Origin of the sequence: Variovorax sp. DXTD-1, from assembly GCF_003984625.1 — a bacterium.
In the GTDB taxonomy this organism is placed as follows: domain Bacteria; phylum Pseudomonadota; class Gammaproteobacteria; order Burkholderiales; family Burkholderiaceae_C; genus Variovorax.
Window position 1 is genome coordinate 74968 of the sequence record NZ_RWKH01000013.1, and the last position, 24231, is coordinate 99198.

Below are 24231 nucleotides of genomic sequence, written 5' to 3' on the forward strand. Positions count from 1 at the left end.
GCTCATTGGCTTGTCCGCCGGCATGTCTGGCTGCGGGTACATCGTGCCTGCTCTATTCCACAAAAAGCACTGTCCGGACCCAGAGGAGCTCACCACGTCCGAAACCAGACTGCGCCGTTGGAGCCTTGGCTTCTGTCAGCGGGATGCTGAAGCCGTGTAGGAAATGACCCGACAACCGACGGTCTTGCCTTGGGCATGCGACCCGCTACGATTTGGCCATGCGAACACTCCCTCTCTCCAATGCCCGCGACATTCCGGTGCTCGGTCTCGGCACCTGGCGCATGGGCGAGGCGGCGAACCGCCGCGCGGCGGAAGTGGCAGCGGTGCGCGAGGCCATCGCCATGGGCTACCGGCTGATCGACACCGCCGAGATGTACGGCGAAGGCGGCGCCGAAACCGTGCTCGGCCAGGCGGTGGCCGAAGCCCTGCGCGCCGGCGACGTGCGGCGCGACGAGCTCTTCATCGTCAGCAAGGTCTACCCGCACAATGCAAGCCGCCGCGGCACGCCCGAAGCCTGCGAGCGCAGCCTGAAGCGCCTGGGGCTCGACACGATCGACCTCTACCTGCTGCACTGGCGCGGCAGCCATCCGCTGCGCGAAACGGTCGATGCGATGCAGGCGCTGGCGGCCAAGGAGCGCATCGGCCACTGGGGCGTCAGCAACTTCGACACGGACGACATGGAAGAACTCGCGCAGGCCGTGGGCCCAGGCCCTGGCTGCGCGGCCAACCAGGTCTACCTTTCGCTCGGTGAACGCGGCCCGGAATTCAGCCTGTTGCCCTGGCTGCGCGAACGCGGCATGCCGCTGATGGCCTACAGCCCGATCGACCAGGGCGCGCTTGCTTCGGACAAGGCTTTGGGAGCGTTGGCTGCGCGCCTTGGCGTGACCGCCGCGCAGCTCGCCCTTGCGGCCGTGATCGCCAGGCCCGGCGTGGTCGCCATTCCGAAGGCGGTGCGCAGCGCCCATCTGCAGGAGAACCTCGCTGCCGCCGACCTCGAGCTGGACGCGGCAACGCTCGCCGAACTCGACCGCCTCCATCCACCGCCCCGGCGCAAGGCGCCGCTCGCGATGATCTGACCTGACGGGCGGCGGCTAGTGCGCTTCGGCCTGCTTGGCCGCGGCAATCACCGCCTGCTCGTCGTGCTTCGCACCGTTCAGGAACAGGTTCAGCAGCACCGCGCTGATCGAGGCCAGCAGAATGCCCGATTCGACCAGCGAGTGGATCGCATGCGGCATCCACTGCTTGAAGTTGGGTGCAATGAGCGGAATCATGCCGATGCCGATCGACACCGCAACGATCATCGCGTTGTGACGGTTGCCCTTGAAGTCCACGCCCGAAAGAATGCGGATGCCGGTGGCGGCCACCATGCCGAACATCACCAGCCCCGCGCCGCCAAGCACCACCGTGGGCAGCGATTCGATCAGCGCCGCCATCTTGGGCAGCAGGCCGAGCACGACGAGGATCACGCCGCCGGCCACGCAGACAAAGCGGCTCTTCACGCCCGTGACGGCCACCAGCCCCACGTTCTGCGAAAAGCTGGTGTACGGAAAGGTGTTGAAGATGCCCCCGATGAGCGTGCCCAGGCCGTCGGTGCGCAGGCCCTTGGCAAGTTCCTTCTGCGTGATCTTGCGGTCGGTCATTTCGCCGAGCGCGAGGAACATGCCGGTCGACTCGATCATCACCACGATCATGATGAGCGTCATCGTGAGGATCAGGACCGGGTCGAACTGCGGCATGCCGAAGTGAAAGGGCAGCACCACGTCCACCCAGGCCGCCTTGCCCACCTTCTCGTAGGTCATGAGGCCCGTGATGGAGGCCACCACCGCGCCGATCACGATGCCCAGCAGCACCGAGATGTTGGCGATGAAGCCCTTGGCGTACTTCACGATCAGCAGGATGGACACCAGCACCAGCGCCGCCACGCCGAAGCCCGGGAGGTCCGCGTACTTGGGGTTGGGCACCGTGGGCATGATGGCAAAGCCCTTGGGCACCGCCGGGATCGAACTGCCCGGCGACGTGACCTCTGCGAGCCATTTGGCGTACACCGGGTCCACCAGCGCGGGCGCGGTCGGCCCCACCGGATTGCCGAAGATCCAGTTGATGCCCACGCGCATCAGGCTGATGCCGATCACCGCGATGATGGTGCCCGTGACCACCGGCGGAAAGAAGCGCAGCATGCGGCTCACCAGCGGCGCGATGAGTATCGACACCACGCCCGCGCCGATGATCGCGCCGAACAGCAGCTGGGCACCGTTCTGCCCGGGGTTGGCGTTGGCAATGGCCACCATGGGCGCCACCGACGCGAAGGTCACGCCCATCATCACCGGCAGCTTGATGCCGAACCACTGCGTGGCGCCCAGCGCCTGGATCAGCGTAGCAATGCCGCAGCAGAACAAGTCGGCCGAGATCAGCAGCGCGACCTCGTCAGGCGACAGCTTGAGCGCGCGCCCCACGATGAGCGGCACCGCGACGGCGCCCGCATACATCACCAGCACATGCTGAAGGCCGAGCGCCGCGAACTTGCCTGAAGGCAGCCGCTGGTCCACCGGATGAACTGTGTGAACAGGGGAAGAGGTCTCGGCCGTCATCGTGCATCTCCTGGCGAAGCAAGGGAAACATGCGTGGGCGGCGCGGCTTGGCGTGGCGTCCACAATGTGTGTACGCCAAACTGTATACAATTTATGCCGCAATCTGGATGCAGGAAAACCCGCACCGCGGCGGCTGCTTTCTAGGCGAGCAGCGCCTTCACCAGGTCGAGCTGCCGGTCGGGCTTTTCGGTGCCCAGTTCCAGGCTGGCCTCGATGCGCTGCAGATGGTCGATCATGCAAAGCACCGCACCTTCCACATCGCCCTTGCGGCAGATGCGCAGAAACTCCGAGTGCTCGTCCGACGAGCAATGCGGGTCGTTCGACGAGTGGTAGAGCATGGCTATGAGCGAACTGCGCGCCACCAGTTCGCGCACCAGTTCGGCCAGGGTCTTGTTGCCCGTGGCCTCGGCCAGCGCCACATGAAAATCGCCCAGCACCTTTTCGCGCACGGTGCCCGTGGTGGTGGTCTGGCGCAGGGCCGTGCGCTCGAAGCGGATGTGCTGCTCCAGCACCTGGTAGTCGCGCGTGCGGGCGTTGGCAATGAACAGGCGCACCACTTCGCTTTCGAGAATGCGGCGCACCGCGAACACCTCGCGTGCCTCTTGCACCGTGGGCTGGCACACGAACGCACCCTTGTCGGGAATGATTTCGATGAGCTTGTCCTTCGACAGCATGAGCAGGGCGGCCCTGATCTTGGTGCGGCTCACCGCATAGACGCGGCCCAGCGCTTCTTCACGCAGCCAGGTGCCGGGAGGCAGGCGCTTCTCGACGATGGCGGTGGCAATGTCCTGCGCGATGCTTTCGATGGAACTTCCCTTGTCCGCGGCAGGTGTGCCGTTTTCTGCCGCGGCGGCAGCAGCATCAGGAGTGGGAGAGGCGGATGGTTTGGAGCTGGCGCGAGGCATGCGGAGATTGTGGCCCAGCAAGGCCGTTGCCGCGTCCCGAACGCCCCGCTACCTGGGCAGGGTAAAACCCTCGAGCGCACCCTTCATGGTCTTGGGCAGCGGATGGGCCAGTTCGCCGCGCTTGCTGGTTTGCAGCTTCAGCGTCACCAGCGACTCGATGAGCTTGGTGCCCGCGGCCACGCCATCGATCACCGGCACGCCGAGCAGCCCGCCGATGTGCTCGCACAGGTCGGTCATGCCGGCGCATCCGAGCACGATGCAGTCGGAACCGTCTTCCTCCAGCGAGCGGCGGCATTCGTCCACGATGCGCTCGCGCGCGTTGGAGCCGGGCTCTTCGAGTTCGAGCACCGGCAGTTCGCAGGCGCGCACGTTGGCGCAAAAGCGCTCCATGCCGTAGATCTCGGCCAAGTGCCAGGCCTGCCCCATGGTGCGGCCCAGCGTGGTCACCACGCTGAAGCGGCTTGCCACCATGCTGGCCAGGTGCATCGCGGCCTCGGCAATGCCCACCACCGGCCCGCGCGCCAGTTCGCGTGCGGCCTTCAGGCCCGGGTCGCCGAAGCAGGCGATCACGTAGCCGTCGATGCCCTCGCGCTCGCCGGCCGCAATTTCCTGCAGCAGGCCGGGCACGGCCAGCGCCTCGTCGTAGTGGCTTTCGATGGAAACCGGCCCCATGGCCGGGCTCACAGCGACGATTTCGGTTCCGGAGTGCGCCACCGCTCGGGCGCAGGCGCCGATCTTCTCGGTCATGCTCCAGGTGGTGTTGGGATTGATGATCTTGATGCGCACGGCGCGGCCCTTTCTTCTCTTTCAGTATTTCAGGTCTTGCTGCGGTTCAGCAGGGCATAGATGACAAAGCCCAGGCCCATGCCGATGAACCATGCATAGTTCGCGCCACCCCGTAGCGCGGGCACCATCACGCAAAGAATCGGCACCAGCGCGGATGGGATCATGGCTTGTATGGCCTTCGGGTTGTAGCCGCCGCTGTACCAGTACTCGCCCTTGGGGCTCATGGTGTAGAGGGCGTCCACGTCGATGCGCTGCTTGCGCACGATGTAGTAGTCGGCAATCAGGATGCCGAACAGCGGGCCGATGAACGAGCCCAGCACGTCCAGCGTGTAGTGAATGACCTCGGGGCTGTTGTAGAGGTTCCACGGCGTGAGGAACACCGAGCCCACCGCGGCGATCATGCCGCCCGTGCGCCAGCTGATGTGCTGTGGCGCCACGTTGGAGAAGTCGAAGGCCGGCGAGACGAAGTTGGCCACGATGTTGATGCCGATGGTGGCGATCATGAAGGTCAGCGCGCCCAGCACCACAGCCGTGGTGCTGTCGATCTTGCCCACGGTGTGCACCGGATCGGTGATCAGTTCGCCGAACACCGGCAGCGTGGCGGCGGTGGTGATCACCGTCAGCAGCGAGAAGAACACGAAGTTGATCGGCAGGCCCCAGAAGTTGCCCTTCTTCACCGCGTCGAAGGTCTTGCCGTAGCGCGAGAAGTCGCCAAAGTTGAGCATCGGGCCGCTGAAGTAGCTCACCACCAGCGCAATGGCCGAGAGCATCACGGGCAGCGCGTCCCAGCCCTGGAACTTGATGCCGCCCAGGTTCAGGTCGATGTTGCGCCAGCCCGCCTTCCACACCAGCCAGCCGCAGAGAATGGCCATCACCACATACACGGCCGGGCCGGCCCAGTCGATGAACTTGCGGATCGCTTCCATGCCGTGCCAGAACACGAAGGCCTGCAGCACCCACATGATCATGAACGCCACCCAGCCCAGCGTCGACAGGCCCGCAAAGCCGTGCTGCGCCACGTCGGCATAGGGTGCGAGGTTGGGGAACATGTGCAGTGCCAGCACCATGAAGGCCGCCGACGCGAGGTACGTTTGCACGCCGTACCAGGCCACCGCAATCAGCCCGCGGATGATGGCCGGGATGTTGGCGCCCAGCACGCCGAACGAGGCGCGGCACACCACGGGGTAGGGCACGCCCGTCACCTGGCTGGGCTTGGCCACCAGGTTGCAGAAGAACTGCACGATCACGATGCCCACCAGCAGCGACACCAGCACCTGCCAGCTGGAGAGGCCCAGCGCAAACAGGCTGCCGGCCGTGATGTAGCCGCCCACGCTGTGCACGTCGGACATCCAGAACGCAAAGATGTTGTATTGGCCCCAGGTCTGTTTCTTGAGGGGAGCCAGGTCTTCGTTGGTCAGCCGCGGGTGGTAGCCCGGCTTGATCAGCGCGTTGGATTCGGCATGCGGCGCATGGCCGGCTTCGCTCGCCCCCGCGGGGGCCTGGCTGACAACTGTGCTCATGGTCTTTCCTCGTGCGAATGGTGGGTTGAGGGACCGCTTTTCCGGCGCAAGTGGGGCGCCGTGGAATCGGGTGCGTTATTTGTATACAAAAACAGTGTGCAATCAACCCCATCCGGCAAATCATATATCCGTAGATTCCCTGAGATCCCGTCGCGGTGCTCCTCCTGAATAAGGCGCGTCGGGAAAACAAGGGTGTCGACAAAACGGTCCCAGCGGTGCACCTGCGGTTTGTGAGGCGCAAGCGATGGACCGTGTCCGGTCATTCAGAGGGGCAGCTCACCGACTGTGTGGCTGCTACCAGGGTTGGCGCGGCTTGGGACCGAGTAGAGCGTTTGCTGCATGGCAAAGCCCGCGCTATGCCCGCCACGTTCAACTGAATTCACGCACGAAGCGCTGCTCCCGTGTTCGAGGGTGCCAAGGCCAGAAGAGCGAAAAGCGGAACGAAAGCCAAGAACAATGGCTGAGGCGCAATCCAATGTTCCATCAAGCCGCCCAGCAGGCCCCCGAAGACGCCTCCGCTGGGACCCGCAAGCGCGTTGACCGATGCGGCCTGACTGAAGCCGATCGTCTCGCCCAAAGCGGCGAACTCCGTGAGGTTGATGATCTGCAATAGACCCAGAGCACACCCCAGCAACGAGGCGTACAAATACATCTCCGCCGTCGCACTTGATGTTGCGAGCCCGATCAGGGCGCCCATCACCATCAATCCGCCAAGAATCCGGCCGCCGCGCGGGTAGACGATCGCGATTTTTCCGGCCATCACCAACGTGAAGACGAACGCCAGGCCTTGTGCCGCGACCAAGAAACCGGCCGCGCGCGCGGGCATATGCAAGTAGCGCAATGCGATGATCACGATGTAGAAGGCAAAGTAGGCATTCAGCGACTGGATAGAAAATTCCTTGATCGCCACCTGTTTTGCAAGTGTCGACTTGAACAGCTGCCGCAACGAACTTCGCCTGCCCGTTCGTTGATCGTCGTGTTTCGCCGTCCTGTCGCGACCGATGCCCAGCAGGAACACCACGATGTTCAGGCCAAAGATCAAAGCGGCTCCCCAGAAGGCAAGTACCGGTCCATACATAGGAAACAGCGTGGTCGCCAGCACCGCGCCCAAAAACGTCATGCCGATGACATGAGCCGCGCGAAACCATCCGGCGCGTTGTTTGCCAAGTTCCTGGAGCCGACTGAGAAAGATGGTGTTGATCGACACGAACCGAGGTGGCATGGCCAGGCTTGCGGCTGCGGTGAACAGCAGCAGTGCTGCGAAGTTCGGTACCAGCGGCGTCAGCAGACAGACGCCCATGCCCCATGCCGATCCCACAATGAAGACGGCACGTGCGCCGTGAGCATCAACCCACCGCCCGGCCGACGTGGCCAGTATCAGCATGCCGATGCTCTGGGACACGGCGACTGCGGCAAGCATCCAGCCCTGCGCGTCCATTTTTACGGCGTAGAGCGTCGTGATCACCCGGGAATAGCCGATGCTCAAGCCCATCAACAAGGACAGGCCGACCAGCCCGTGCAAGAAGCCACGTGTGCCCGACACGCTGGGCGCATTGCTTCCGGTGGCATGACTGGTCATGGCAGCCAGCGGCAGCTACGCGTCATTGCTCATGCACTCGACTCGAAGAACCATCCAAAGATACTGGCACATCCCCCACGATCGTGACGCGCCGCATCACACGGGTCCTGTCGCCATAGTCATTGATCGCGTAGTGCTGCGTCGACCGGTTGTCCCACATGGCCACGTCGCCCGGTGCCCAACGCCACCGGATGGTGTTCTCCAGGCGGGTGATGTGCGCCTGGAAGATCTCGTACAGACGGTCTGACTCGAAGGTGTTGCAGTTCACGAAGCGCTGGGCGTAGTGGCCCAAAAGCAGGCTCCTCTCACCTGTGTCGGGGTGCACACGCACGACGGGGTGCTCGGTCTTGATGACCTGCGCGGCATACTGCCGACGGTACTTCTTGGATGTCTCGTCATGCAGCAGCTCGACGCGGCTCGCGGCGTAGTCGAAGTCATTGCCATGCACCGCCCAAAGCTCTTCTGCCAACGCCTTCAGGTTGCTGGGCAACCGGTCGTATGCGGCGACCGTGTTCGCCCACACTGTGTCGCCTCCAAGGTCAGGGAGCGTGACAGCGCGAAGAATGGAGAGCTTGGGTGGGCGCAGATCGAAGGTGACGTCGGTATGCCACGAGTTGGCGCGCCCGCCGCGGTGCGAGTGGAGTTCGAGGATCGCCGGCTCTTCCTGGGCGGCGACCGTCGGATGGCTGACGATCTCGCCGAAGTTGCGGGCGAAATCCCTTTGCGACTGGTCCGTGATCTGGTGCTGATTTCTGAAAAATAGCACCCGATGCTTCAAAAGCATCTGATAGATGAAGTGAACTTCTTCTTGCGGCATATGGCTGTGAATGAACACGCCGCGCAATTCGGCTCCAAGGCCGCCGGAAATTGGAAGAGCCCGCAAAGGCTCTTCTTGCCGAACAGTTGCAGTACCCGACATTGTCAATTTCCCTTCGTTATTGGTTATTTGTAATGAGCCAGTCCGTCGAGGGCTGCATCACACTTCGCTTTAATTGAAAATATGGCTTGAGTGTCCGTTGCTCCTGGATTTTTCTTGCGGACAAAGGAGATGGCTGCGTCCATCGCTGCCTGGTAGCGCGTCAGGAAAGTCCCGCTCTCGTTTTCCGGGAGGGAGGCCATGTATGCACAGAACTCTTTATCGGCAACGAACTTATCCACGGGCGACTGCGGCGCAGACATTGCGCTCGCCGCCCAGCAGGCACCGATAAGGAGGATTGCAAATTTCTTGATCATTTATGGCGTTAACTAAGGTTGCTGATGTGTCTCTTCTTGAAAGCATCGTATTTGTTGGCGCTGGGGTGCGGCAAACAATTAATGTTTATGCATCGCATAACGGTTCGTGATGTTCTTCAAGATCTGAGCAACTCCCTATTTGATGTCGAAGGCAACCAAAGCCGAGTGTGAGCGCTGAAATCGCCGTCTCATTGGCACTGCGGTGCATGCGCATTCGGCTGGCGCGTTCGCGTAAACTGACCTCGTGGGGAGTAGCTGAAGGGACAAAAGAGATGACCGCAGACGCCGAATTGCAACCGCCGTTGTGCCCGAGGGAGCAAGGCCAGGCTGCGGATCGCAAGGACATGCTCCGAGGTCGCCTGTTAGCTCCTGAACTGCTGCGGGCGTTTGTTGCGGTGGTCGAATGCAACGGCTACACGCCCGCAGCGCAATACCTGCATCGCACCCAGGCTGCGATCAGCCAACAGATCGCGCGCCTTGAAGATTGCACCGGAATCGATCTGTTCGAGAAACCGACAAGGCAGCTGAGGTTGACGGAGCAGGGCAGGGTGCTGCTCGACTACGCCCGGCGATTGCTGGCCCTGAACAACGAGGCGATGGACAAGTTGCGGCCTGGCGTTGTCAGTGGCTCGGTCCGCATGGGAGCGACGAATCTCTATGCAACCACTGTGCTGCCGTCCCTGCTGGCCGAGTTCTCTGAGCTCTATCCGGCCATTCACATCGACTTGCAGGTGGGCGTGGCCGAAGAAATGCAACGAAAGCTCGGACCGGCGTTCGATCTCACGATCAACGCTTTTCGGGGCGGTGAAGGCAACGGTCTCCTTCTTCGCAAAGATCCGGTGGTGTGGGCAATTTCGAAGAGAGCTTCGCCTCAGCACAAGCGGCCCGTCCCCCTCGCGCTGCTCCCACAAGGATCGCTTCTCAGGCGATGGGCGGAGGAGGCGCTGACGGCTGTCGGACAGCCCTGGGTGGTGGTGCAGGAGAGTTCCAGCGTCGAGGTGCTGAAGGCCTCCGTTCTGGCGGGATTGGCGGTGGGGGTTTTCCAAGAAGCGACGATTCGCCCTGTAGCGGACATGCGGGTGTTGACGCCCGAGGAAGGCTTCCCGAAGTTGCCATCTTCCGAAATGTGGCTGGAACGGGCGAACCGAGAACTGCCGAGAGCGGCCAAGTGCCTGTACGAGTTCCTGTTGGAGCAGTTGCCTCCGTGGGTTGCTGAATGACAGTGTTTCCCAAGCCTAGACGGTAAAGATTGCGAATCCAAGGGGCGCTGCAGCGCCCCTTTTTTCAAAGGCAGCAGCGGCACGATCCACTGTTGGACGCCCGCAATCGCACATTTCGCGCCTTTACAGGGGCCCGGTTCAGCATCGGCCCGGCCGGTGCTTTCTTTAGCATTGGCCCACCATCAGACCTCTGCGAACAGGCACCCAATGTCCAATCTTCTCGTCCCCTTCAAACTCGACCAGCTCGGTGAACCGCGTGAATACCGCCCGCCGGCGGAGCGCGTCATCGAGGGCGATGTCGTGTGCCGCAACTGGGACGTCGACAGCGCGAAGGACGGCGCGGTGCGCGCCGGCGTGTTCGAGTCGACCGTCGGCGTCAACCACTCCATCAAGGGCGACACCTGGGAGTTCTGCCACATTCTTTCCGGCGTGGTCGAGATCACCGAGCAAGGCCAGCCGCCGCAGACCTACAGGGCCGGCGACTGCTTCATCATGAAGCCGGGCTACGTCGGCACATGGCGCACCATCGAGACCGTGCGCAAGGTGTGGGTCACCGCCTGAGCGGAAAGCACCGTGATTACAGCCGAGCCACGCATGGACGACACCCGCTTCTACATCGACGGGGCCTGGCAGGACCGGGCCAATGCCGCACGCATTGCGGTCGTCAACCCGTTTTCCGAAGAGATCGCCGGGCACGTTGCGGCCGGCTCGCCGACGGATGTCGATCTTGCCGTTGCGGCGGCCCGGCGCGCCTTTGAGAGGTTTTCGCAAAGCACCGTCCGCGACCGGATAGCACTGCTGGGCCGCATCCTGGCGCTGCTGGAAGAGCGCGCGGAGCTTTTCGCGCAAGCCATCGTGGCGGAAATGGGCGCTCCCATCGCCTTCGCCCGAGCCGCCCATGTGCCGTTTGCGATCGCGCACGTCCGCACCCAGATGGAAGTGCTGCAACGCTACGGGTTTCTTTCCGTTCAAGAGGGCTTCGCCATTTCGAAAGAACCGATCGGCGTGTGCGCGCTGATCACGCCGTGGAACTGGCCGCTGTACCAGATCACCGCCAAGGTCGCCCCCGCAATTGCCGCGGGCTGCACGATCGTGCTGAAGCCCAGCGAGCTGTCTCCCTACAGCGCGCAGCTCTTCGCGCAAGTGATGCACGATGCCGGCGCGCCACCCGGTGTGTTCAACCTGGTCGGCGGCACGGGCGAGGTTGTCGGTGCGGCATTGGCGGCGCACCCCGGTGTCGACATGATCTCCATCACCGGATCGACGCGCGCGGGCGTGCTCGTGGCCCAGGCGGCGGCGGTGACGGTCAAGCGCGTGGTGCAGGAACTGGGCGGCAAGTCGCCGAACGTGTTTCTCGACGACGCCGATTTTGAACAGGGTGTCGCCAAGGGCGTGCTGGCCGGCATGCGCAACGCGGGCCAGTCGTGCAGCGCGCCAACGCGCATGCTGGTGCCCGCGTCGCGCCTGGCCGAGGTGGAAGCATTGGCCGCAGCAGCCGCGGCCGGCATCACGCTCGGCGACCCGCGCGACGGACAAACGACGATGGGCCCCATTGCAAATGCCGCGCAATACGCGAGGGTGCAGGCGATGATTGCCACCGGCATCGAAGAGGGCGCCAGGCTGGTGTGCGGCGGCCTGGGCAGGCCTGCCGGCCTGGCGCACGGCTACTTTGCGCGCCCCACGGTGTTCTCCGGCGTGACACCCGACATGCGGGTGGCACAGGAAGAAATATTCGGCCCCGTGCTGGTCATCATTCCCTACCGCGACGAGGCCGAGGCGATCGCAATTGCGAACGACACGGTCTATGGCCTCGGCGCCAGCGTGCAGTCTGGCGACCGCGAGCGGGCACGGCGCGTGGCGGGACAACTGCGCGCAGGCCAGGTGCACATCAATTACCCGCCACGAAGCAGCCATGCGCCGTTCGGGGGATACAAGCGGTCCGGCAACGGGCGCGAATACGGCGTGCATGGTCTCGAGGAATATCTCGAGACCAAGGCGGTCGTCGGCTACTGACCAGTTTCATCGATCCCTCAACGGACATCCCGAGAATGCCTGCACCTCTATTTCCAGTCGAGTCGAGCCCGGACCTGCCGACGCATGCGGACGTCGTCGTGATCGGCGGCGGCATCATCGGCGCCTTTGCCGCCTACTACATGGCCAAGCGCGGCATGAAGGTCGCGCTGGTGGAAAAGGGACGCGTCGGCGCCGAGCAATCGAGCCGAAACTGGGGCTGGTGCCGCCAGCAGAACCGCGATGCGCGCGAATTGCCGATGGCCACGAAAAGCCTGGACCTGTGGGAACAGTTCACCGCAGAAACCGGCGAGGTGACGGGCTTCCGGAGATGCGGGTTGCTCTACCTCAGCAACAGCGAGAAAGAGCTGGAAGGCTGGGCGCGGTGGGGCGAGTTTGCGCGCACCGTCGATGTCAAGACCCAGATGCTGACCGCGGACGAAGCGGCGCAGCGCGGCCGCGCAACCGGCAAGCGCTGGAAGGGCGGCGTCTTTGCGCCGACCGACGGCACTGCCGACCCATCGCGTGCGGCGCCGGCCGTGGCGCGGGCTTTCATGAGATTGGGCGGCACGGTCCACCAAGGCTGCGCCGCGCGCGGCGTCGAAACCGAGGGCGGCCGGCTCTCGGCGGTGGTCACCGAAAAGGGAACCATCCGCACCAAGGTCGCGGTGCTCGCCGGCGGCGCCTGGGCGTCCTCGTTCTGCCGCCAGTACGGCATCCGGTTTCCGCAGGCCGCCATCCGGCAGACGGTGCTGTCGGTTACCACGGGCGGCAAGGACATACCGGCTGCGCTCCACACGACGGGCGTTTCCATGACGCGGCGCGTGGACGGCGGATATACCCTGGCCATCAGCGGCCGGGGACGCGTGGATCCCACGCCGCAGCTGCTGCGCTTTGCGCCGCAGTTTTTGCCCATGTTCCAGCGGCGGTGGCGCAATCTCGCGCCCGGCGGGCTCGAAGGCGTCCGCTCGGGGCATGAGGGCTGGTCCCGCTGGCGGCTCGACAAGCCGACGCCGATGGAGCGCATGCGCGTTCTCGACCCGAAGGTGGACGCATCGGTGGTGAGCCTCACCTACAAGCGCGCGGTGGAGCTGGTGCCGGAGCTGAAGCAGAGTTCGGTCAGCGCTGCCTGGGCCGGCTATGTCGACAGCACACCCGACGGCGTTCCCGGAATCGGCGAGATGTCGAACCTGCCCGGCTTCGTGCTGGCGGCCGGGTTCAGCGGCCATGGCTTCGGCATCGGCCCCGGGGCCGGCCATCTGATTGCCGATATCGTCAGCGGCGCCGAACCCATCGTCGATCCGCGCCCCTACCACCCGGACAGATTCCTGTCGTCGGCGTGGGGCAAGGTCGCGGACTTCTAAAGACAGCCATGACGCCGCGGCTCACCGCGCTGCGCGCGGATCACTTGCCCGACGCTGTCCGGCAATCGGCCGCACTGGGGTGGCCCTATCGCGAGGCCGACTGGCGCTTTGCCTTCGATCTCGGCGGGGGCTTCGCGGCGGAAGCCGATGGCCGCCTGGTGGCCACGGCGATGTGGTGGCCCTATGGCGAGGCCCATGGCTCGGTGGGCATGATCATCGTCGACCCCGCCATGCAGGGGCGCGGCCTGGGACGTGCCCTGATGGAGAAGCTGCTCCACGAGGCAGGCAACCGCACCGTGTTCCTCAACTCCACCCAGGAAGGGCTTCCGCTCTATACGCAACTCGGGTTTGTCGCCTGCGGGCAGGTGTTCCAGCACCAGGCTGCACTGCCGCCTGAAGCCGCTCTGCCTGCCGCGCTGTCGCACCTGCGGCCCATGCAGCCGGCAGACGGCGAGAGCCTGCGCCGGCTGGATCGGGCTGCCACGGGGATGGACCGAACCGCTTTGCTCGATGCATTGCTCGCGGCCGGAACGACGATGGTCGTCGACCGCGGTGCCGGTGTGTCGGCCTACGCCTCGGCAAGGGAGTTCGGGCACGGCGTGGTGATCGGCCCGGTGGTCGCATCGGGCGCCAGCAGCGCGGCCGATTCGAGGGACCTCATCGCCGCGCTCGCCGGCCGCTTTCGCGGCCGGTTCGTTCGCATCGACGTGACGGAGGGCAGCGGCCTGTCTCCGTGGCTTATCCGGACGGGGCTGCCCTGCGTCGGCCACGCGGTGCCGATGGTGCGCGATGTCCAGCGTCGCACGACCGACGCCGGTCCTGTCGCAGATGCCCTGGCAGATGCCCTGGCAGGTGCGCACCCGCGCCTGTTCGCCCTTTCGAACCAGTCGTTCGGCTGAGCCGCCGACTCGGCACACCCAAGCGTCTCCCTGACATGACGGAGATCCACTTATGAAGCTGATGCCCTACTGGCTGGATACCGCGCCCAGGTTTACCGGCGGCCACGCCGAGGCGCCCGGCGGCGATGTCGATGTGGCGGTGGTCGGTGCGGGCTTCACCGGCTTGTCCGCGGCCATCGCACTGGCCAAGAAGGGCGCAAGCGTTGCGGTGTTCGACGCCGGAAACGTGGGCAGTGCCGCCTCGGGCCGCAATGGCGGCATGTGCAACAACGGCTTCGCGCAAGACTATTGCGCGCTGTCGGGCAAGCTCGGGCGCGCGCGGGCCAACATGCTCTATCGCGCGTTCGACGCGGGCGTTTCCAAGGTGGAGTCGCTGATCGCGGAGGAGGGCATCGATTGCGACTTCAAGCGTGTCGGCAAGCTCAAGCTCGCCGCCAAGCCGGAACACTACGACAAGCTGGCCCGCTCGCAAGCGCTGATGGCCAAGGAATGCGATCCCGACACCCACATGGTGACGCGGGCCGAACTGCGCAGCGAGATCGGGTCGGACCAATATTTCGGCGGCATGGTCTTCGGCAAGAGCGCGGGCATGCACGTGGGGCGCTACGGCCATGGCCTTGCCGTAGCGGCCGCGAAGCGCGGCGTGCGCATCTACGAGAACGCGCCCGTCGTCGGCCTCAAGCGGCAGGGCGGTTCGGTGCATCGGGTCGAAACACCCGGCGGCAGCATCCGCGCCCGGCAGGTGCTGCTTGCGACCGGGACATCGGCCGTGGGGCCGCTCGCGTGGTTCCGCCGCCGCATCGTGCCCGTGGGCGCATTCATCATCGTGACCGAGCCGCTCCCGGTCGAAGTGCTCGACCGGCTGACGCCGCGCCGCCGCATGACGACGGACACGAAGAACTTCGTCAACTACTTTCGCGTGACGCCGGACAACCGCCTGCTGTTCGGTGGCCGCGCGCGTTTTGCGGCGACCAACCCCAAGTCGGACGTGAAGAGCGGCGCCATCCTGCAGCGGTCGCTCGTGCAGGTCTTTCCCGAGTTGAGAGACACCCGCATCGACTACTGCTGGGGCGGCATGGTCGACATGACGCGCGACCGCCTGCCGCGCGCCGGAGAGCGCAACGGGCTTTTCTATTCCATGGGCTACAGCGGGCACGGAACCCACATGTCGACCTACATGGGCGCGATCATGGCGGAGGTGCTGGACGGCCGCGCTGATCTGAACCCGTGGCGCGATTTCGACTGGCCCGCGATTCCCGGGCATTTCGGCAAGCCGTGGTTTCTTCCGATCGTCGGTGCCTACTACCGCTTCCAGGACCTGGTGCGCTGAACAGCTTCCGCGCCCAGGCGGTCATTCCGCCTCGACCGGCGCCAGCATGGTGCCGCGGCAGTTGGGCGAGCCGCAATGGCAGGGGTATTTGGAGGCCGGCGAACCGTCGTCGGCGGTCAGGGAATAGTCGATGAACAGCTCGTCGCCCGCGTCCACCGGCACGATGGTCTGGAACTTCAGCACCAGCTCGCCCGCATCGTCGTACTCTTCGACCGCCTCGCAGTTGGGATCGCAGGCATGGTTGAGGTGGCGCGTGCCGTTGCCGCCCTTGCCGCCGTCGATGGTCTCGTGATTGGAGAGGGTGAACAGGTAGGTGAGCTGGTCGTTCCACGCGCCGGCGGCGATCTCCTGCTGCGTGTAGCGGCGGCCTTCGTAGAGCCCGAGGAATGCGTAGGCGGGCAAGTCGCGCGTTGCAAAGGCGCCGAGCCCATGCACTCCGCTGGGCCCGACGCGGATGAACGGCGTGGACGAGGTTTGCTTGCGGCGTTTCATGGGCCCCAGTGTGCACCAGCCACCTTGCTCAGGGCTTGCGTTCTTCCTCGCGCTTTTTGTCATGCTCTTCATCGGCTTGGGCCTGGAACATGCGCGTGAAGTCGCAGCACTCCTGCGCCAGCATCACGATCGACGAGGTGAGCGCGCTGCGGTGCTCGCCCTTGTGCATGGCCACGTAATGCACCGCGGGTAGCGCGGGCACCACGTCGATCACGGCGAGCATGCCGGCCGAAACGAGCGGGTCGAGGCACTGGCGCGGCAGGTAGCTCACCCCCAGGCCCGATACCGTGAGCCCCGTCAGCGCCACGAGGTTGCTCACCACGATGGTGTCGGAAGGCTGCACGCCCTGGTCCTTCATCCACGCGTCGTAGGCGCGGCCCGTGCCTGAGTTGCTGCCTTGCACCAGCATGCGGTGCCGGGCGAGTTCGTGCAGTCGCACGGTGCCGGCGGCGGCCACCACGCCCGGCTTGCACATCCAGGCGCTCTGCACCTTGCCGATGGCCTTGCTCTGCATGCGCGAATCGGCAAAGGTGTCGGGCACGATCACCAGGTCGAGTTCGTCCGCCAGCAGCTTGTCGCGCAACTGCAGGCTGTCGTCCACGTCGGGCTCGAGAATGACCTTGGGGTAGTGCCGCTGGATCAGCCCCACCAGCCGGGGCAGCCAGGTCATTGCGGTGAGCTCCGTCACGCCGATGCGCAGCCGCCGCTCCACCACGCCCGGCTTGCTGAACTGCTCGACGGCGGCATCGCGCTGCTCGAGCAGCCGGGCCGCAAGCACGAACATCTCTTCGCCTTTTTCGGTCAACCGTGCGGTGCGCTGGGTTCGGTCGAAAAGCTCGGTGTCGAACAGCAGCTCGAGTTCATGCACCCGCTTGGACACGGCCGATTGCGAGGTGTGAAGCTGATTGGCCGCCTGCGCAAAGCCGCCGAGCCTGGCGATCCAGTACAGGGCCTCAAGCTGCTTGAAGGTCATCACGTGCGTGCGGCTCCTTAACTGAATACTTTTATTCATGTAATTCAATCACAAAAAATCGCTTTTGGAAATTTGAAGCCGCGCCGAAGATTTGCACCGTGCTGCTGCTCCGTGTACTTCCTGCTTCATCTTCAAAGGAACATTCCATGAACTTCAAACTGTCCCTCCTGCTTGGCGCCGGCATCGCGCTGGCTTGCGGTGCCGCGGCGGCGCAAGAAAGCCCCACGCTGCGCAAGATCAAGGAAAGCGGCACGGTGCAGATCGGCAGCCGCGACACGCAGATTCCGTTCTCCTACAAGACGGGCGCCGAGAGCGCGCCCATCGGCTTCACCAACGAGATCTGCCTGAAGGTGGTCGACGCCATCAAGGCCAAGCTGGGCATGCAGAAGATCGACGTGCGCTACACGCTGCTCAACTCCACCAACCGCATTCCGCTGGTGCAGAACGGCACGGTCGACCTGGATTGCGCGACCACCACCAACACCGTGCAGCGCCAGCAGCAGGTCGACTTTGCGCCGAGCCACTTCGTCACCAACATCACCGCCGCGGTCAAGAAGAACTCGGGCATCAACTCGATTGCCGACCTGCAGGGCAAGACCGTGGCCACGGTGGCCGGCAGCACCTCGATGCAGCTGCTGCGCGGCTTCCGCAAGACCGAGAACATCGAGGTGCAGGAGATCGCGGGCAAGGACACGGCCGACGCCTTCCTGCTGCTGGCGAGCGACCGCGCCGTGGCCTACGTGCTCGACGACGTGCAGCTGGCCGGCCTCATTGCCAACCAGCCCAATGCCTCCGACTACAAGCTGCTGAAGGACGTGCTGCGGCAAGAGCCCTACGGCATCATGATGCGCAAGGACGACCCCGAGTTCAAGGCCATCGTCGACCAGGCCGTGACCGAATTGATGAAGTCGGGCGCCATCGACAAGCTCTACGCCAAGTGGTTCATGTCGCCCATTCCGCCGCGCAACGTGAACCTGAATTTCCCGATGTCCGACGCGGTGCGCGAGGCCTACAAGAACCCGAACAACAAGGGCGTTTGAGGATGCCGGCCACCAAACACCATGCCAACGGGCTGGCGTTTCCCGAAGCGCTCATGCGCGCGGTGAAGCAGCGCTTTCTCAACGTCGACCACGACCACCACGGGCGCGAGCGCCTCTACTTCGACAACGCGGGCGGCTCGTTCCGGCTGAAGGCGGCCGTCGAGCGGTTTGCGCAGGTCGACGCCATTCCCGACAACGCGGAGCGCATTCACGCCACCGCTGCCGAGCTGCAAGAGATCCAGGCCCGGGGCACGGCCGACGTACGCACCATCTTCAATGCGCAGGGCGGCAGCGTCTATGCATCGCTCACCGCATCGGGCGCCATGTTCGACATGGTGCGCGCGGTGGCCGAGAACGTGCCCGGCACGAACATGGTTACCACCGTGCTCGAGCATCCCTCGTCGTTCGACGCGATGAGCCTCTATGCCCAACGGGCTGGCCGCGAGCTGCGGGTAGCCAGGAGCAACCCCGAGACCGGCGGCGTCGATGCCGACGAGATCGTGCGGCTGGTCGACAAGGAAACCTGCCTGCTCAACGTCATCTACGCATCGAACATCTCTGGCGCCAAGCTCGACCTGGAGCAGATCGTGCGGCGCGCAAGGGAGATCAAGCCCGACCTCTACATTGTGGTCGACGCGGTGCAGCATGCGCCGCACGGGCTGATCGACCTGCAGAAGACGCCGGTGGACGGCATCAACATGGCGCCGTACAAGTTCTTCGGTTGCCGGGGCTCGGGCCTGTCGTGGGTGTCGGACCGTGCGGCGCTGCTGCCGCACCACAAGCTTGCAGGCAAGAAGCCCGACTTCTGGGACCTGGGAAGCTCGGCCCCATGGCAGTTTGCGGTGGTTACCGAAGTCGTCGACCACGTGTGCTGGCTCGGCGGCCATTTTTCGGACGCTGTCGAGCGGCGGGCGCTGTTCGAGGCGGGCATCGCGCACATCGAACTGCACGAGCGGGCCTTGCTCGCGGCGCTGCTCGACGGAAGCGGCGAGGCTACGGGCCTGCGCAATATCGAAGGCGTGAAGGTCTTCCTCGATCACCCGGACCTGACGAAGCGCGACCTGATCATTGGCATCGGCTTCGATCACCTGGATTGCACGCAGGCCGTGCTCGAGTACGGCAAGCGCGGCGTAACGGTGTACGAGCGCGTGGCAAGCAGCATCTACTCCAAGCGCATGCTCGACTCCTTCGGGCTCGAAGGCACGGTGCGCGTCTCACCGCTGCATTGCAACTCGCTGGCCGACATGGAGAAGTTTCTCCATGTGACGCAGGAGATTGCCCTCAGCGCGAAAGGGCTGCGGACAGGAACCGCCGGATGACGGGAACCACCTGCTCGAGGTGCGTTTCGAGCAGCCAGTGCCCGCCGTCGGTCAGCACCAGCTCGGCTTTCGGAATGTCGCGCAGGTAGGCACGTGCGGAAGCCTCGGGCATGTAGCCGTCGTTCGGCCCCCAGACGATGAGGGCGGACGGCTGGTGTTCGCGCAGATAGGCCTGGTAGCGCGGAAACCACTCGAGGTTCTGCTTCAGGCCTTCCATCAGGTTGAGCGACAGCTTGCGCCGCGGCGGCGTGTTCATCAGCGGCCAATGCAGCTTCCACAGGTCGGGCGGGATCTGCGCAGCCTGCGCTTCGGACACCTCGCCAACGAACTCCGCGCGAAAGCCCTCCTCGCTCACCGCCTCTTCGAGCACCGCCCGGTTCTTTGCCGACGGATCGCGCCAGAATTCCTGGATGGCCTTGTACTTGGGGCCGAGCGTGTCTTCGTAGATATCGCCGTTCTGGATGATGAGCGCAGTGACGCGCTCAGGATGGCGAATCGCCAGGCGCAGGCCGATCTGCGAGCCGTAGTCGTGCAGGTACAGGCCGTACCTGCCGATCTCCAGCTTGTTGCAGAAGGCCTCGAGAAAGCCCGCATAGGCGTCGAAGTCGAATCCGAAGGCGTTGGCAGGCGGTGTGTCGCTCAGACCAAAGCCGGGATAGTCCGGCGCCACCAGGCGCCACTTGTCGGCCAGGGCCGGCATGAGCCGGCGGTACTGGAAAGACGAGCACGGATAGCCGTGCGGAAGCAGCAACACCGGCGCATCCCGCGGGCCGGCTTCGCGGTAGAAGATCTGCGTCCCGTCGACATCGATGAAGCGATGCGAAACCGCATGCGCATCGGCGGGCAGCGGGGACGTGGAGGAACTGCGTTCGGTCATGCGCCCCATGCTGCGCGCCGGTGCCTGCCGGCGGGTGTAGGTGGCCGCTGATGCGCTGCGTCGGACGGCCGCAACGCAGGCCGGTGGGCAGATGGCCCCGCCCGGAGGCTCAGGCCAGCAGGTCGCTCAGCGTGCGGGCAATCACCTTGGTGGCGCGGCGCAGGTCCTCGAGCACCACGCGTTCATCGCTGCGCTTGGCATGCGATTCGAGCACCGTGCGCGGGCCGGCGCCGTAGATCACGCCCGGAATGCCGGCTTCGCCATACAGGCGCACGTCGGTGTAAAGGGGCGTGCCCATGGCCTTGATCGGTTCGCCGAACACGTCGTGGCCGTGCTTCTGGATGGCATCGACCAGCGGCTTGTTGCCCGCGAGCGGCTTCATCGAGTTAGCGAGCAGCAGGCGCTTGATCTCGACCGTGATGCCGGTGCTCTGCGCGGCCGCATCCGCAATCACCTTGCGGATCGTGGCTTCGACCTCGACCGGGTTTTCTTCGGGAATCATGCGGCGGTCGAGCTTGAACACCACCTTGCCGGGAACCACGTTGGTGTTGGTGCCGCCTTCGATGCGGCCCACGTTGAGGTACGGGTGCGTGATGCCCTCGACCTTCGATGTCACCTGCTGGTAGAGCGTGTTCTGCGCATACAGCGCGTTGAGGATCTTCACCGCGCCCTGCAGCGCATCGACGCCGGTGGTGGGAATGGCCGCATGGGCCATCTTGCCGTGCACCGTCACTTCCATCTGCAGGCAGCCGTTGTGGGCGGTGACCACTTCGTAGCTGAAGCCGGCCGCGATCATCAGGTCGGGCTTGGTGAGCCCCTGCTTGAGCAGCCAGCCCGGGCCGAGGATGCCGCCGAACTCTTCGTCGTAGGTGAAGTGCAGTTCCACGCTGCCCTTGGTCGGCTTGGCCACGGCTTCGAGCGCGCGCAGCGCGAAGGTAAAGCTCGCGAAGTCGCTCTTGCTCACGGCGGCCGCGCGGCCGTAAAGGCTGCCGTCGGCAATTTCGCCGCCGTACGGGTCATGCGTCCAGCCTTCGCCGGGGGGCACCACGTCGCCGTGCGCATTGAGGGCCACGGTGCGGCCGCCGGCGCCGTAGGGGCGGCGCACGATCAGGTTGGTGATCGACTCGAGGCCGTAGTCCTTCACCTCTTGCTCCGGCACGGCGTGCTTCTCGGCGTCCAGGCCGAAGTCCTTCAGCAGTTCGGCCGTGCGCTCGGCGTGCGGTGCGTTGTTGCCGGGCGGGGTGTCGGTGGGCACGCGCACCAGTTGCTGCAGGAACTGCACTTCTTCGTCGAAGTGGGCGTCGATCCAGGCGTCGAGCTTGGCGTAGTCGGTCATGTGTTTTCTTTTCAGTGCGCTTGTTCGGCGGCGAGGTCGTTCAGCAGGTTCTGGAACGCCTGCACCGCGAGCTGAATGTCGTCGTTGGTGCTCGATTCGAGCGGGTTGTGGCTGATGCCCGAGTTGATGCCGCGCACGAAGAGCATGGCCTGCGGCATCACCTCGTGCAGCTTCATTGCGTCATGGCCGGCGCCGCTGGGCATGCGAAAGAGCGGAATGCCCAGTGCATCGACTGCCTTTTCCCAGCGCTGCTGCCAGTCCGGCGCGCTGGGCGCGGCGGACGCGCGCATCGTTTCTTCGAGCTCATGGCGCACGCCGCGGCGTTCGCAGATGGCCTTGAGTTCGGCCAGCACATCGTCGGCCAGCGCATCGCGCTGCGCATTGTTCGGCGCGCGCAGGTCGAGGCTGAACTTGCAGCGCCCCGGCACCACGTTGATCGACCCGCTGGGCACTTCGAGCATGCCCACGGTGCCGACTGAGTCGCCGTCTTTCGCGGCGCGCTGCTCGGTGTACAGAATGAGTTCGGCCACCGCGGCGGCCGCGTCGCGGCGGCGGTCCATGGGCGTGGTGCCCGCGTGGCTGGCCGTGCCGATGATCTCGCCTACGTAGCGCACGCCGCCGTTGATGGCCGTGACGATGCCCAGCGGCAGGTCGAGCTCGGTGAGCACCGGGCCCTGTTCGATGTGCACTTCGACAAAACCGAGATACCGCGCCGGGTCGCGCTGGATCTTCGGAATGTCGGCTTCGTCCAGGCCCGCGTGCCGCATGGCTTCGCGCATGGTGATGCCGCCGGCGTCCTTCTGGTCGAGCCAGCGCGGATCGAAGTGCCCGATGAGCGCGCCCGAGCCCAGGAAGGTGGCCTTGTACCGCTGGCCTTCTTCCTCGGCAAAGCCCACCACCTCGAAGGCGAAGGGCAGGCGCCGGCCCTGGCGCTTGAGTTCGCGCACGCAGGCCATGGGCACGAAGATACCCAGGCGACCGTCGTACTTGCCGCCGTTGCGCACGGTGTCGTAGTGCGAGCCGGTGAGCAGGGTCTTGGCATCGGGCGTTGAGCCTTCATAGCGGCCGACCACGTTGCCGACCGCATCGATGTGCACGGAGTCGAAGCCGCAATCGCGCATCCAGCTCGAAATCTGCTGCGCGCAGGCGCGGTGCGCGTCGGTCAGGTAGGTCACGGTGAGCTGGCCTTTTTCGGCGTAGCCCGGGTCGGTGTGCGCCGAGAGTGCCTCGTGCCAGTCCCACACGTCGTTGCCAAGCGAGATGTCGGCGCCGAACTTGTCGTCCAGGCGAATCTCGGCAATGCGGTGGATGTTGCGCAGCGCCTCGCCGAGTTCGAATTCGGGGTGGTTGAAGAGGCGGCGCTCGAAGGTGTCGATGATCTCGCGCTTCGAAAGACCCGTGCCGCGCGGCCCACGCACCGCAAGAATGAAGGGAAAGCCGAACTTCGCGTTGTAGTCGGCGTTGAGCTTCTGGATTTTCGCGAACTCTTCGGGCGTGCAGTCGGTGAGGCCGGCCTTGCTCTGCTCGTTGGTCGATTCTGCCGTGAGCGTCTTGCTCACCATGGCCTTGCCCGCGAGCTCGGGGTGGGCGCGAATGAGGCCGATCTTTTCGTCGGCCGACGAGGCGGCCAATGCCTGCACCAGCGCATGCTTCAGGTGCGCAAGCGAGCGGAAGGGGCGCGCGGCGAGTGCGCGTTGCGCAATCCAGGGCGAGTGCTCGTAGATGCCGTCGAGCAGGGCCACGGCTTCGGCCGGTACGGCCGCGTTGAGTTGGGCAATGGTGAGGCTCATGGTCGGCTTCCTGAGGCGGCAGATTCGAAGGGATGCGCCTGCTTCCAGTGCCGCGCGATGTCGACGCGCCGGCAGACCCACACGCGGTCGTGCTGGCCGATGTGGTCGAGAAAGCGCTGCAGCGCGGTAATGCGGCCGGGCCGCCCGAGCAGCCGGCAGTGCATGCCGATGCTCATCATCTTGGGGCTGTTGTCGCCGGCGGGGTCGCCTTCGGCATAGAGCGCGTCGAAAGTGTCCTTCATGTACTGGAAGAACGGGTCGGCATGCGAGTAGCCCTGCGGCAGCGCAAAGCGCATGTCGTTGCAGTCGAGCGTGTAGGGCACGATGAGCTGCGGCACCACGGTGCCGTCGGTCTTCCGCACCTTCATCCAGAAGGGCAGGTCGTCGCCGTAGTAGTCGCTGTCGTATTCGAAGCCGCCGTAGTCGGCCACGAGGCGGCGGGTGCGCGGGCTGTCGCGGCCGGTGTACCAGCCGAGCGCGCGCTCGCCGGTCAGCTTTTCGATCGCTTCCATGCCCAGGCGCATGTGCTCGCGCTCGGTGGCTTCGTCCAGGTTCTGGTAGTGAATCCAGCGCCAGCCGTGGCAGGCGATTTCATGGCCGAGTTCCTTGAAGGCGGTGGTGAGCTCGGGGTAGCGTTCCAGCGCCATGCCCACGCCGAACACCGTGAGCGGCAGGCCGCGCTTCTCGAATTCGCGCAGGATGCGCCACACGCCAGCACGCGAGCCGTACTCGTAGATGCCTTCCATGCTGATGTGCCGGTCCGGAAAGCTCGCCGGGTTGAACATTTCGGAAAGGAACTGCTCGGAGCCCGCGTCGCCGTGCAGCGTGGCGTTCTCGCCGCCCTCTTCGTAGTTGAGGACGAACTGCACCGCAATGCGCGCGCCGCCAGGCCATTGGGCATGCGGCGGGTTGCGGCCGTAGCCGACGAGGTCGCGCGGGTAGGGCAGGGTGGTGTCGTAGACGGTCATGA

The 24231-nt window shown here is 64.9% G+C and carries 22 protein-coding genes; 9 read left to right on the forward strand and 13 right to left on the reverse strand.

Annotated elements, in window-relative coordinates; genetic code table 11:
• Nucleotides 1-218 precede the first annotated feature (218 nt).
• A complete protein-coding gene (locus tag EJI00_RS14075; RefSeq protein WP_126748126.1) occupies nucleotides 219-1076 on the forward strand; it encodes an aldo/keto reductase in 858 nt (285 codons plus the stop codon).
• Between the two features lie 15 nt (nucleotides 1077-1091).
• Here the strand turns inward: EJI00_RS14075 and EJI00_RS14080 are convergent, their stop codons facing one another.
• From EJI00_RS14080 to EJI00_RS14110, 7 genes are all read right to left on the reverse strand, one after another.
• Nucleotides 1092-2588 carry a nucleobase:cation symporter-2 family protein gene (locus EJI00_RS14080; RefSeq protein ID WP_126748127.1) on the reverse strand — a complete coding sequence of 499 codons (1497 nt, stop codon included), beginning with the start codon at nucleotides 2586-2588 and terminating at the stop codon, nucleotides 1092-1094.
• A gap of 140 nt (nucleotides 2589-2728) precedes the next feature.
• Nucleotides 2729-3493 (reverse strand): GntR family transcriptional regulator, encoded by a 765-nt coding sequence (locus EJI00_RS14085; protein ID WP_126748128.1) that lies wholly within the window; start codon nucleotides 3491-3493, stop codon nucleotides 2729-2731.
• A 48-nt stretch (nucleotides 3494-3541) separates the two neighbouring features.
• Nucleotides 3542-4279, reverse strand: a complete 738-nt coding sequence (locus tag EJI00_RS14090) for an aspartate/glutamate racemase family protein (RefSeq protein ID WP_126748129.1) — start codon at nucleotides 4277-4279, stop codon at nucleotides 3542-3544.
• A 29-nt stretch (nucleotides 4280-4308) separates the two neighbouring features.
• Nucleotides 4309-5799, reverse strand: a complete 1491-nt coding sequence (locus EJI00_RS14095) for an NCS1 family nucleobase:cation symporter-1 (RefSeq protein WP_126748130.1) — start codon at nucleotides 5797-5799, stop codon at nucleotides 4309-4311.
• A gap of 379 nt (nucleotides 5800-6178) precedes the next feature.
• Nucleotides 6179-7378 (reverse strand): MFS transporter, encoded by a 1200-nt coding sequence (locus EJI00_RS14100; protein ID WP_126748131.1) that lies wholly within the window; start codon nucleotides 7376-7378, stop codon nucleotides 6179-6181.
• Between the two features lie 22 nt (nucleotides 7379-7400).
• The gene (locus EJI00_RS14105) at nucleotides 7401-8297 is read right to left on the reverse strand and encodes a TauD/TfdA dioxygenase family protein (RefSeq protein WP_126748132.1); all 897 of its coding nucleotides are present in this window, start codon (nucleotides 8295-8297) and stop codon (nucleotides 7401-7403) included.
• 23 nt (nucleotides 8298-8320) lie between these two features.
• A complete protein-coding gene (locus EJI00_RS14110) occupies nucleotides 8321-8611 on the reverse strand; it encodes a hypothetical protein (protein ID WP_126748133.1) in 291 nt (96 codons plus the stop codon).
• Between the two features lie 272 nt (nucleotides 8612-8883).
• Between EJI00_RS14110 and EJI00_RS14115 the strand changes: the two genes are divergently transcribed.
• From EJI00_RS14115 to EJI00_RS14140, 6 genes are all read left to right on the forward strand, one after another.
• Nucleotides 8884-9831, forward strand: coding sequence for a LysR substrate-binding domain-containing protein (locus tag EJI00_RS14115; RefSeq protein ID WP_260590725.1), 948 nt, complete (start codon nucleotides 8884-8886; stop codon nucleotides 9829-9831).
• A 207-nt stretch (nucleotides 9832-10038) separates the two neighbouring features.
• The gene (locus tag EJI00_RS14120; RefSeq protein ID WP_126748134.1) at nucleotides 10039-10392 is read left to right on the forward strand and encodes a cupin domain-containing protein; all 354 of its coding nucleotides are present in this window, start codon (nucleotides 10039-10041) and stop codon (nucleotides 10390-10392) included.
• Nucleotides 10393-10425: 33 nt separating this feature from the next.
• Nucleotides 10426-11844, forward strand: a complete 1419-nt coding sequence (locus EJI00_RS14125) for an aldehyde dehydrogenase family protein (protein ID WP_126748135.1) — start codon at nucleotides 10426-10428, stop codon at nucleotides 11842-11844.
• A gap of 35 nt (nucleotides 11845-11879) precedes the next feature.
• Nucleotides 11880-13205, forward strand: a complete 1326-nt coding sequence (locus EJI00_RS14130; protein ID WP_126748136.1) for an NAD(P)/FAD-dependent oxidoreductase — start codon at nucleotides 11880-11882, stop codon at nucleotides 13203-13205.
• A gap of 8 nt (nucleotides 13206-13213) precedes the next feature.
• Nucleotides 13214-14104, forward strand: a complete 891-nt coding sequence (locus EJI00_RS14135; RefSeq protein WP_126748137.1) for a GNAT family N-acetyltransferase — start codon at nucleotides 13214-13216, stop codon at nucleotides 14102-14104.
• A 52-nt stretch (nucleotides 14105-14156) separates the two neighbouring features.
• On the forward strand, nucleotides 14157-15434 hold the full coding sequence (locus tag EJI00_RS14140) for an NAD(P)/FAD-dependent oxidoreductase (protein ID WP_126748138.1): 1278 nt from the start codon (nucleotides 14157-14159) through the stop codon (nucleotides 15432-15434).
• A gap of 21 nt (nucleotides 15435-15455) precedes the next feature.
• Here EJI00_RS14140 and EJI00_RS14145 read toward each other — a convergent pair whose 3' ends face one another.
• On the reverse strand, nucleotides 15456-15926 hold the full coding sequence (locus EJI00_RS14145) for an SET domain-containing protein (protein WP_185868136.1): 471 nt from the start codon (nucleotides 15924-15926) through the stop codon (nucleotides 15456-15458).
• 28 nt (nucleotides 15927-15954) lie between these two features.
• Nucleotides 15955-16899 carry a LysR family transcriptional regulator gene (locus tag EJI00_RS14150; protein ID WP_126748201.1) on the reverse strand — a complete coding sequence of 315 codons (945 nt, stop codon included), beginning with the start codon at nucleotides 16897-16899 and terminating at the stop codon, nucleotides 15955-15957.
• A 146-nt stretch (nucleotides 16900-17045) separates the two neighbouring features.
• Here EJI00_RS14150 and EJI00_RS14155 point away from each other — a divergent pair, with 146 nt between their 5' ends.
• The gene (locus EJI00_RS14155) at nucleotides 17046-17939 is read left to right on the forward strand and encodes an amino acid ABC transporter substrate-binding protein (RefSeq protein ID WP_126748139.1); all 894 of its coding nucleotides are present in this window, start codon (nucleotides 17046-17048) and stop codon (nucleotides 17937-17939) included.
• Between the two features lie 2 nt (nucleotides 17940-17941).
• Nucleotides 17942-19258 (forward strand): aminotransferase class V-fold PLP-dependent enzyme, encoded by a 1317-nt coding sequence (locus EJI00_RS14160; RefSeq protein ID WP_126748140.1) that lies wholly within the window; start codon nucleotides 17942-17944, stop codon nucleotides 19256-19258.
• On the opposite strand, the gene EJI00_RS14165 is transcribed toward EJI00_RS14160, so the two are convergent.
• From EJI00_RS14165 to puuE, 4 genes are all read right to left on the reverse strand, one after another.
• Nucleotides 19221-20135: an alpha/beta fold hydrolase gene (locus tag EJI00_RS14165; RefSeq protein WP_126748141.1), complete on the reverse strand. Its 915-nt coding sequence runs from the start codon at nucleotides 20133-20135 to the stop codon at nucleotides 19221-19223. The two genes, EJI00_RS14160 and EJI00_RS14165, sit on opposite strands and share 38 nt — an antisense overlap.
• Nucleotides 20136-20244: 109 nt before the next feature.
• Nucleotides 20245-21471: a M20 family metallopeptidase gene (locus tag EJI00_RS14170; RefSeq protein ID WP_126748142.1), complete on the reverse strand. Its 1227-nt coding sequence runs from the start codon at nucleotides 21469-21471 to the stop codon at nucleotides 20245-20247.
• Between the two features lie 11 nt (nucleotides 21472-21482).
• The gene (gene uraD / locus EJI00_RS14175; RefSeq protein ID WP_126748143.1) at nucleotides 21483-23261 is read right to left on the reverse strand and encodes a 2-oxo-4-hydroxy-4-carboxy-5-ureidoimidazoline decarboxylase; all 1779 of its coding nucleotides are present in this window, start codon (nucleotides 23259-23261) and stop codon (nucleotides 21483-21485) included.
• Nucleotides 23258-24229, reverse strand: coding sequence for an allantoinase PuuE (puuE, locus tag EJI00_RS14180; RefSeq protein WP_126748144.1), 972 nt, complete (start codon nucleotides 24227-24229; stop codon nucleotides 23258-23260). The genes uraD and puuE overlap by 4 nt, the downstream gene beginning before the upstream one ends.
• Between the last annotated feature and the right edge of the window lie 2 nt (nucleotides 24230-24231).

Bases quoted from the DNA above. Each gene is read 5' to 3' on its own strand.
- EJI00_RS14075 (WP_126748126.1), top strand. From the start codon at position 219: ATGCGAACACTCCCTCTCTCCAATGCCCGCGACATTCCGGTGCTCGGT.
- EJI00_RS14080 (WP_126748127.1), bottom strand. From the start codon at position 2,588: ATGACGGCCGAGACCTCTTCCCCTGTTCACACAGTTCATCCGGTGGAC.
- EJI00_RS14085 (WP_126748128.1), bottom strand. From the start codon at position 3,493: ATGCCTCGCGCCAGCTCCAAACCATCCGCCTCTCCCACTCCTGATGCT.
- EJI00_RS14095 (WP_126748130.1), bottom strand. From the start codon at position 5,799: ATGAGCACAGTTGTCAGCCAGGCCCCCGCGGGGGCGAGCGAAGCCGGC.
- EJI00_RS14100 (WP_126748131.1), bottom strand. From the start codon at position 7,378: ATGACCAGTCATGCCACCGGAAGCAATGCGCCCAGCGTGTCGGGCACA.
- EJI00_RS14105 (WP_126748132.1), bottom strand. From the start codon at position 8,297: ATGTCGGGTACTGCAACTGTTCGGCAAGAAGAGCCTTTGCGGGCTCTT.
- EJI00_RS14110 (WP_126748133.1), bottom strand. From the start codon at position 8,611: ATGATCAAGAAATTTGCAATCCTCCTTATCGGTGCCTGCTGGGCGGCG.
- EJI00_RS14115 (WP_260590725.1), top strand. From the start codon at position 8,884: ATGACCGCAGACGCCGAATTGCAACCGCCGTTGTGCCCGAGGGAGCAA.
- EJI00_RS14120 (WP_126748134.1), top strand. From the start codon at position 10,039: ATGTCCAATCTTCTCGTCCCCTTCAAACTCGACCAGCTCGGTGAACCG.
- EJI00_RS14125 (WP_126748135.1), top strand. From the start codon at position 10,426: ATGGACGACACCCGCTTCTACATCGACGGGGCCTGGCAGGACCGGGCC.
- EJI00_RS14130 (WP_126748136.1), top strand. From the start codon at position 11,880: ATGCCTGCACCTCTATTTCCAGTCGAGTCGAGCCCGGACCTGCCGACG.
- EJI00_RS14135 (WP_126748137.1), top strand. From the start codon at position 13,214: ATGACGCCGCGGCTCACCGCGCTGCGCGCGGATCACTTGCCCGACGCT.
- EJI00_RS14140 (WP_126748138.1), top strand. From the start codon at position 14,157: ATGAAGCTGATGCCCTACTGGCTGGATACCGCGCCCAGGTTTACCGGC.
- EJI00_RS14145 (WP_185868136.1), bottom strand. From the start codon at position 15,926: ATGAAACGCCGCAAGCAAACCTCGTCCACGCCGTTCATCCGCGTCGGG.
- EJI00_RS14150 (WP_126748201.1), bottom strand. From the start codon at position 16,899: ATGACCTTCAAGCAGCTTGAGGCCCTGTACTGGATCGCCAGGCTCGGC.
- EJI00_RS14155 (WP_126748139.1), top strand. From the start codon at position 17,046: ATGAACTTCAAACTGTCCCTCCTGCTTGGCGCCGGCATCGCGCTGGCT.
- EJI00_RS14160 (WP_126748140.1), top strand. From the start codon at position 17,942: ATGCCGGCCACCAAACACCATGCCAACGGGCTGGCGTTTCCCGAAGCG.
- EJI00_RS14165 (WP_126748141.1), bottom strand. From the start codon at position 20,135: ATGACCGAACGCAGTTCCTCCACGTCCCCGCTGCCCGCCGATGCGCAT.
- EJI00_RS14170 (WP_126748142.1), bottom strand. From the start codon at position 21,471: ATGACCGACTACGCCAAGCTCGACGCCTGGATCGACGCCCACTTCGAC.
- uraD (WP_126748143.1), bottom strand. From the start codon at position 23,261: ATGAGCCTCACCATTGCCCAACTCAACGCGGCCGTACCGGCCGAAGCC.
- puuE (WP_126748144.1), bottom strand. From the start codon at position 24,229: ATGACCGTCTACGACACCACCCTGCCCTACCCGCGCGACCTCGTCGGC.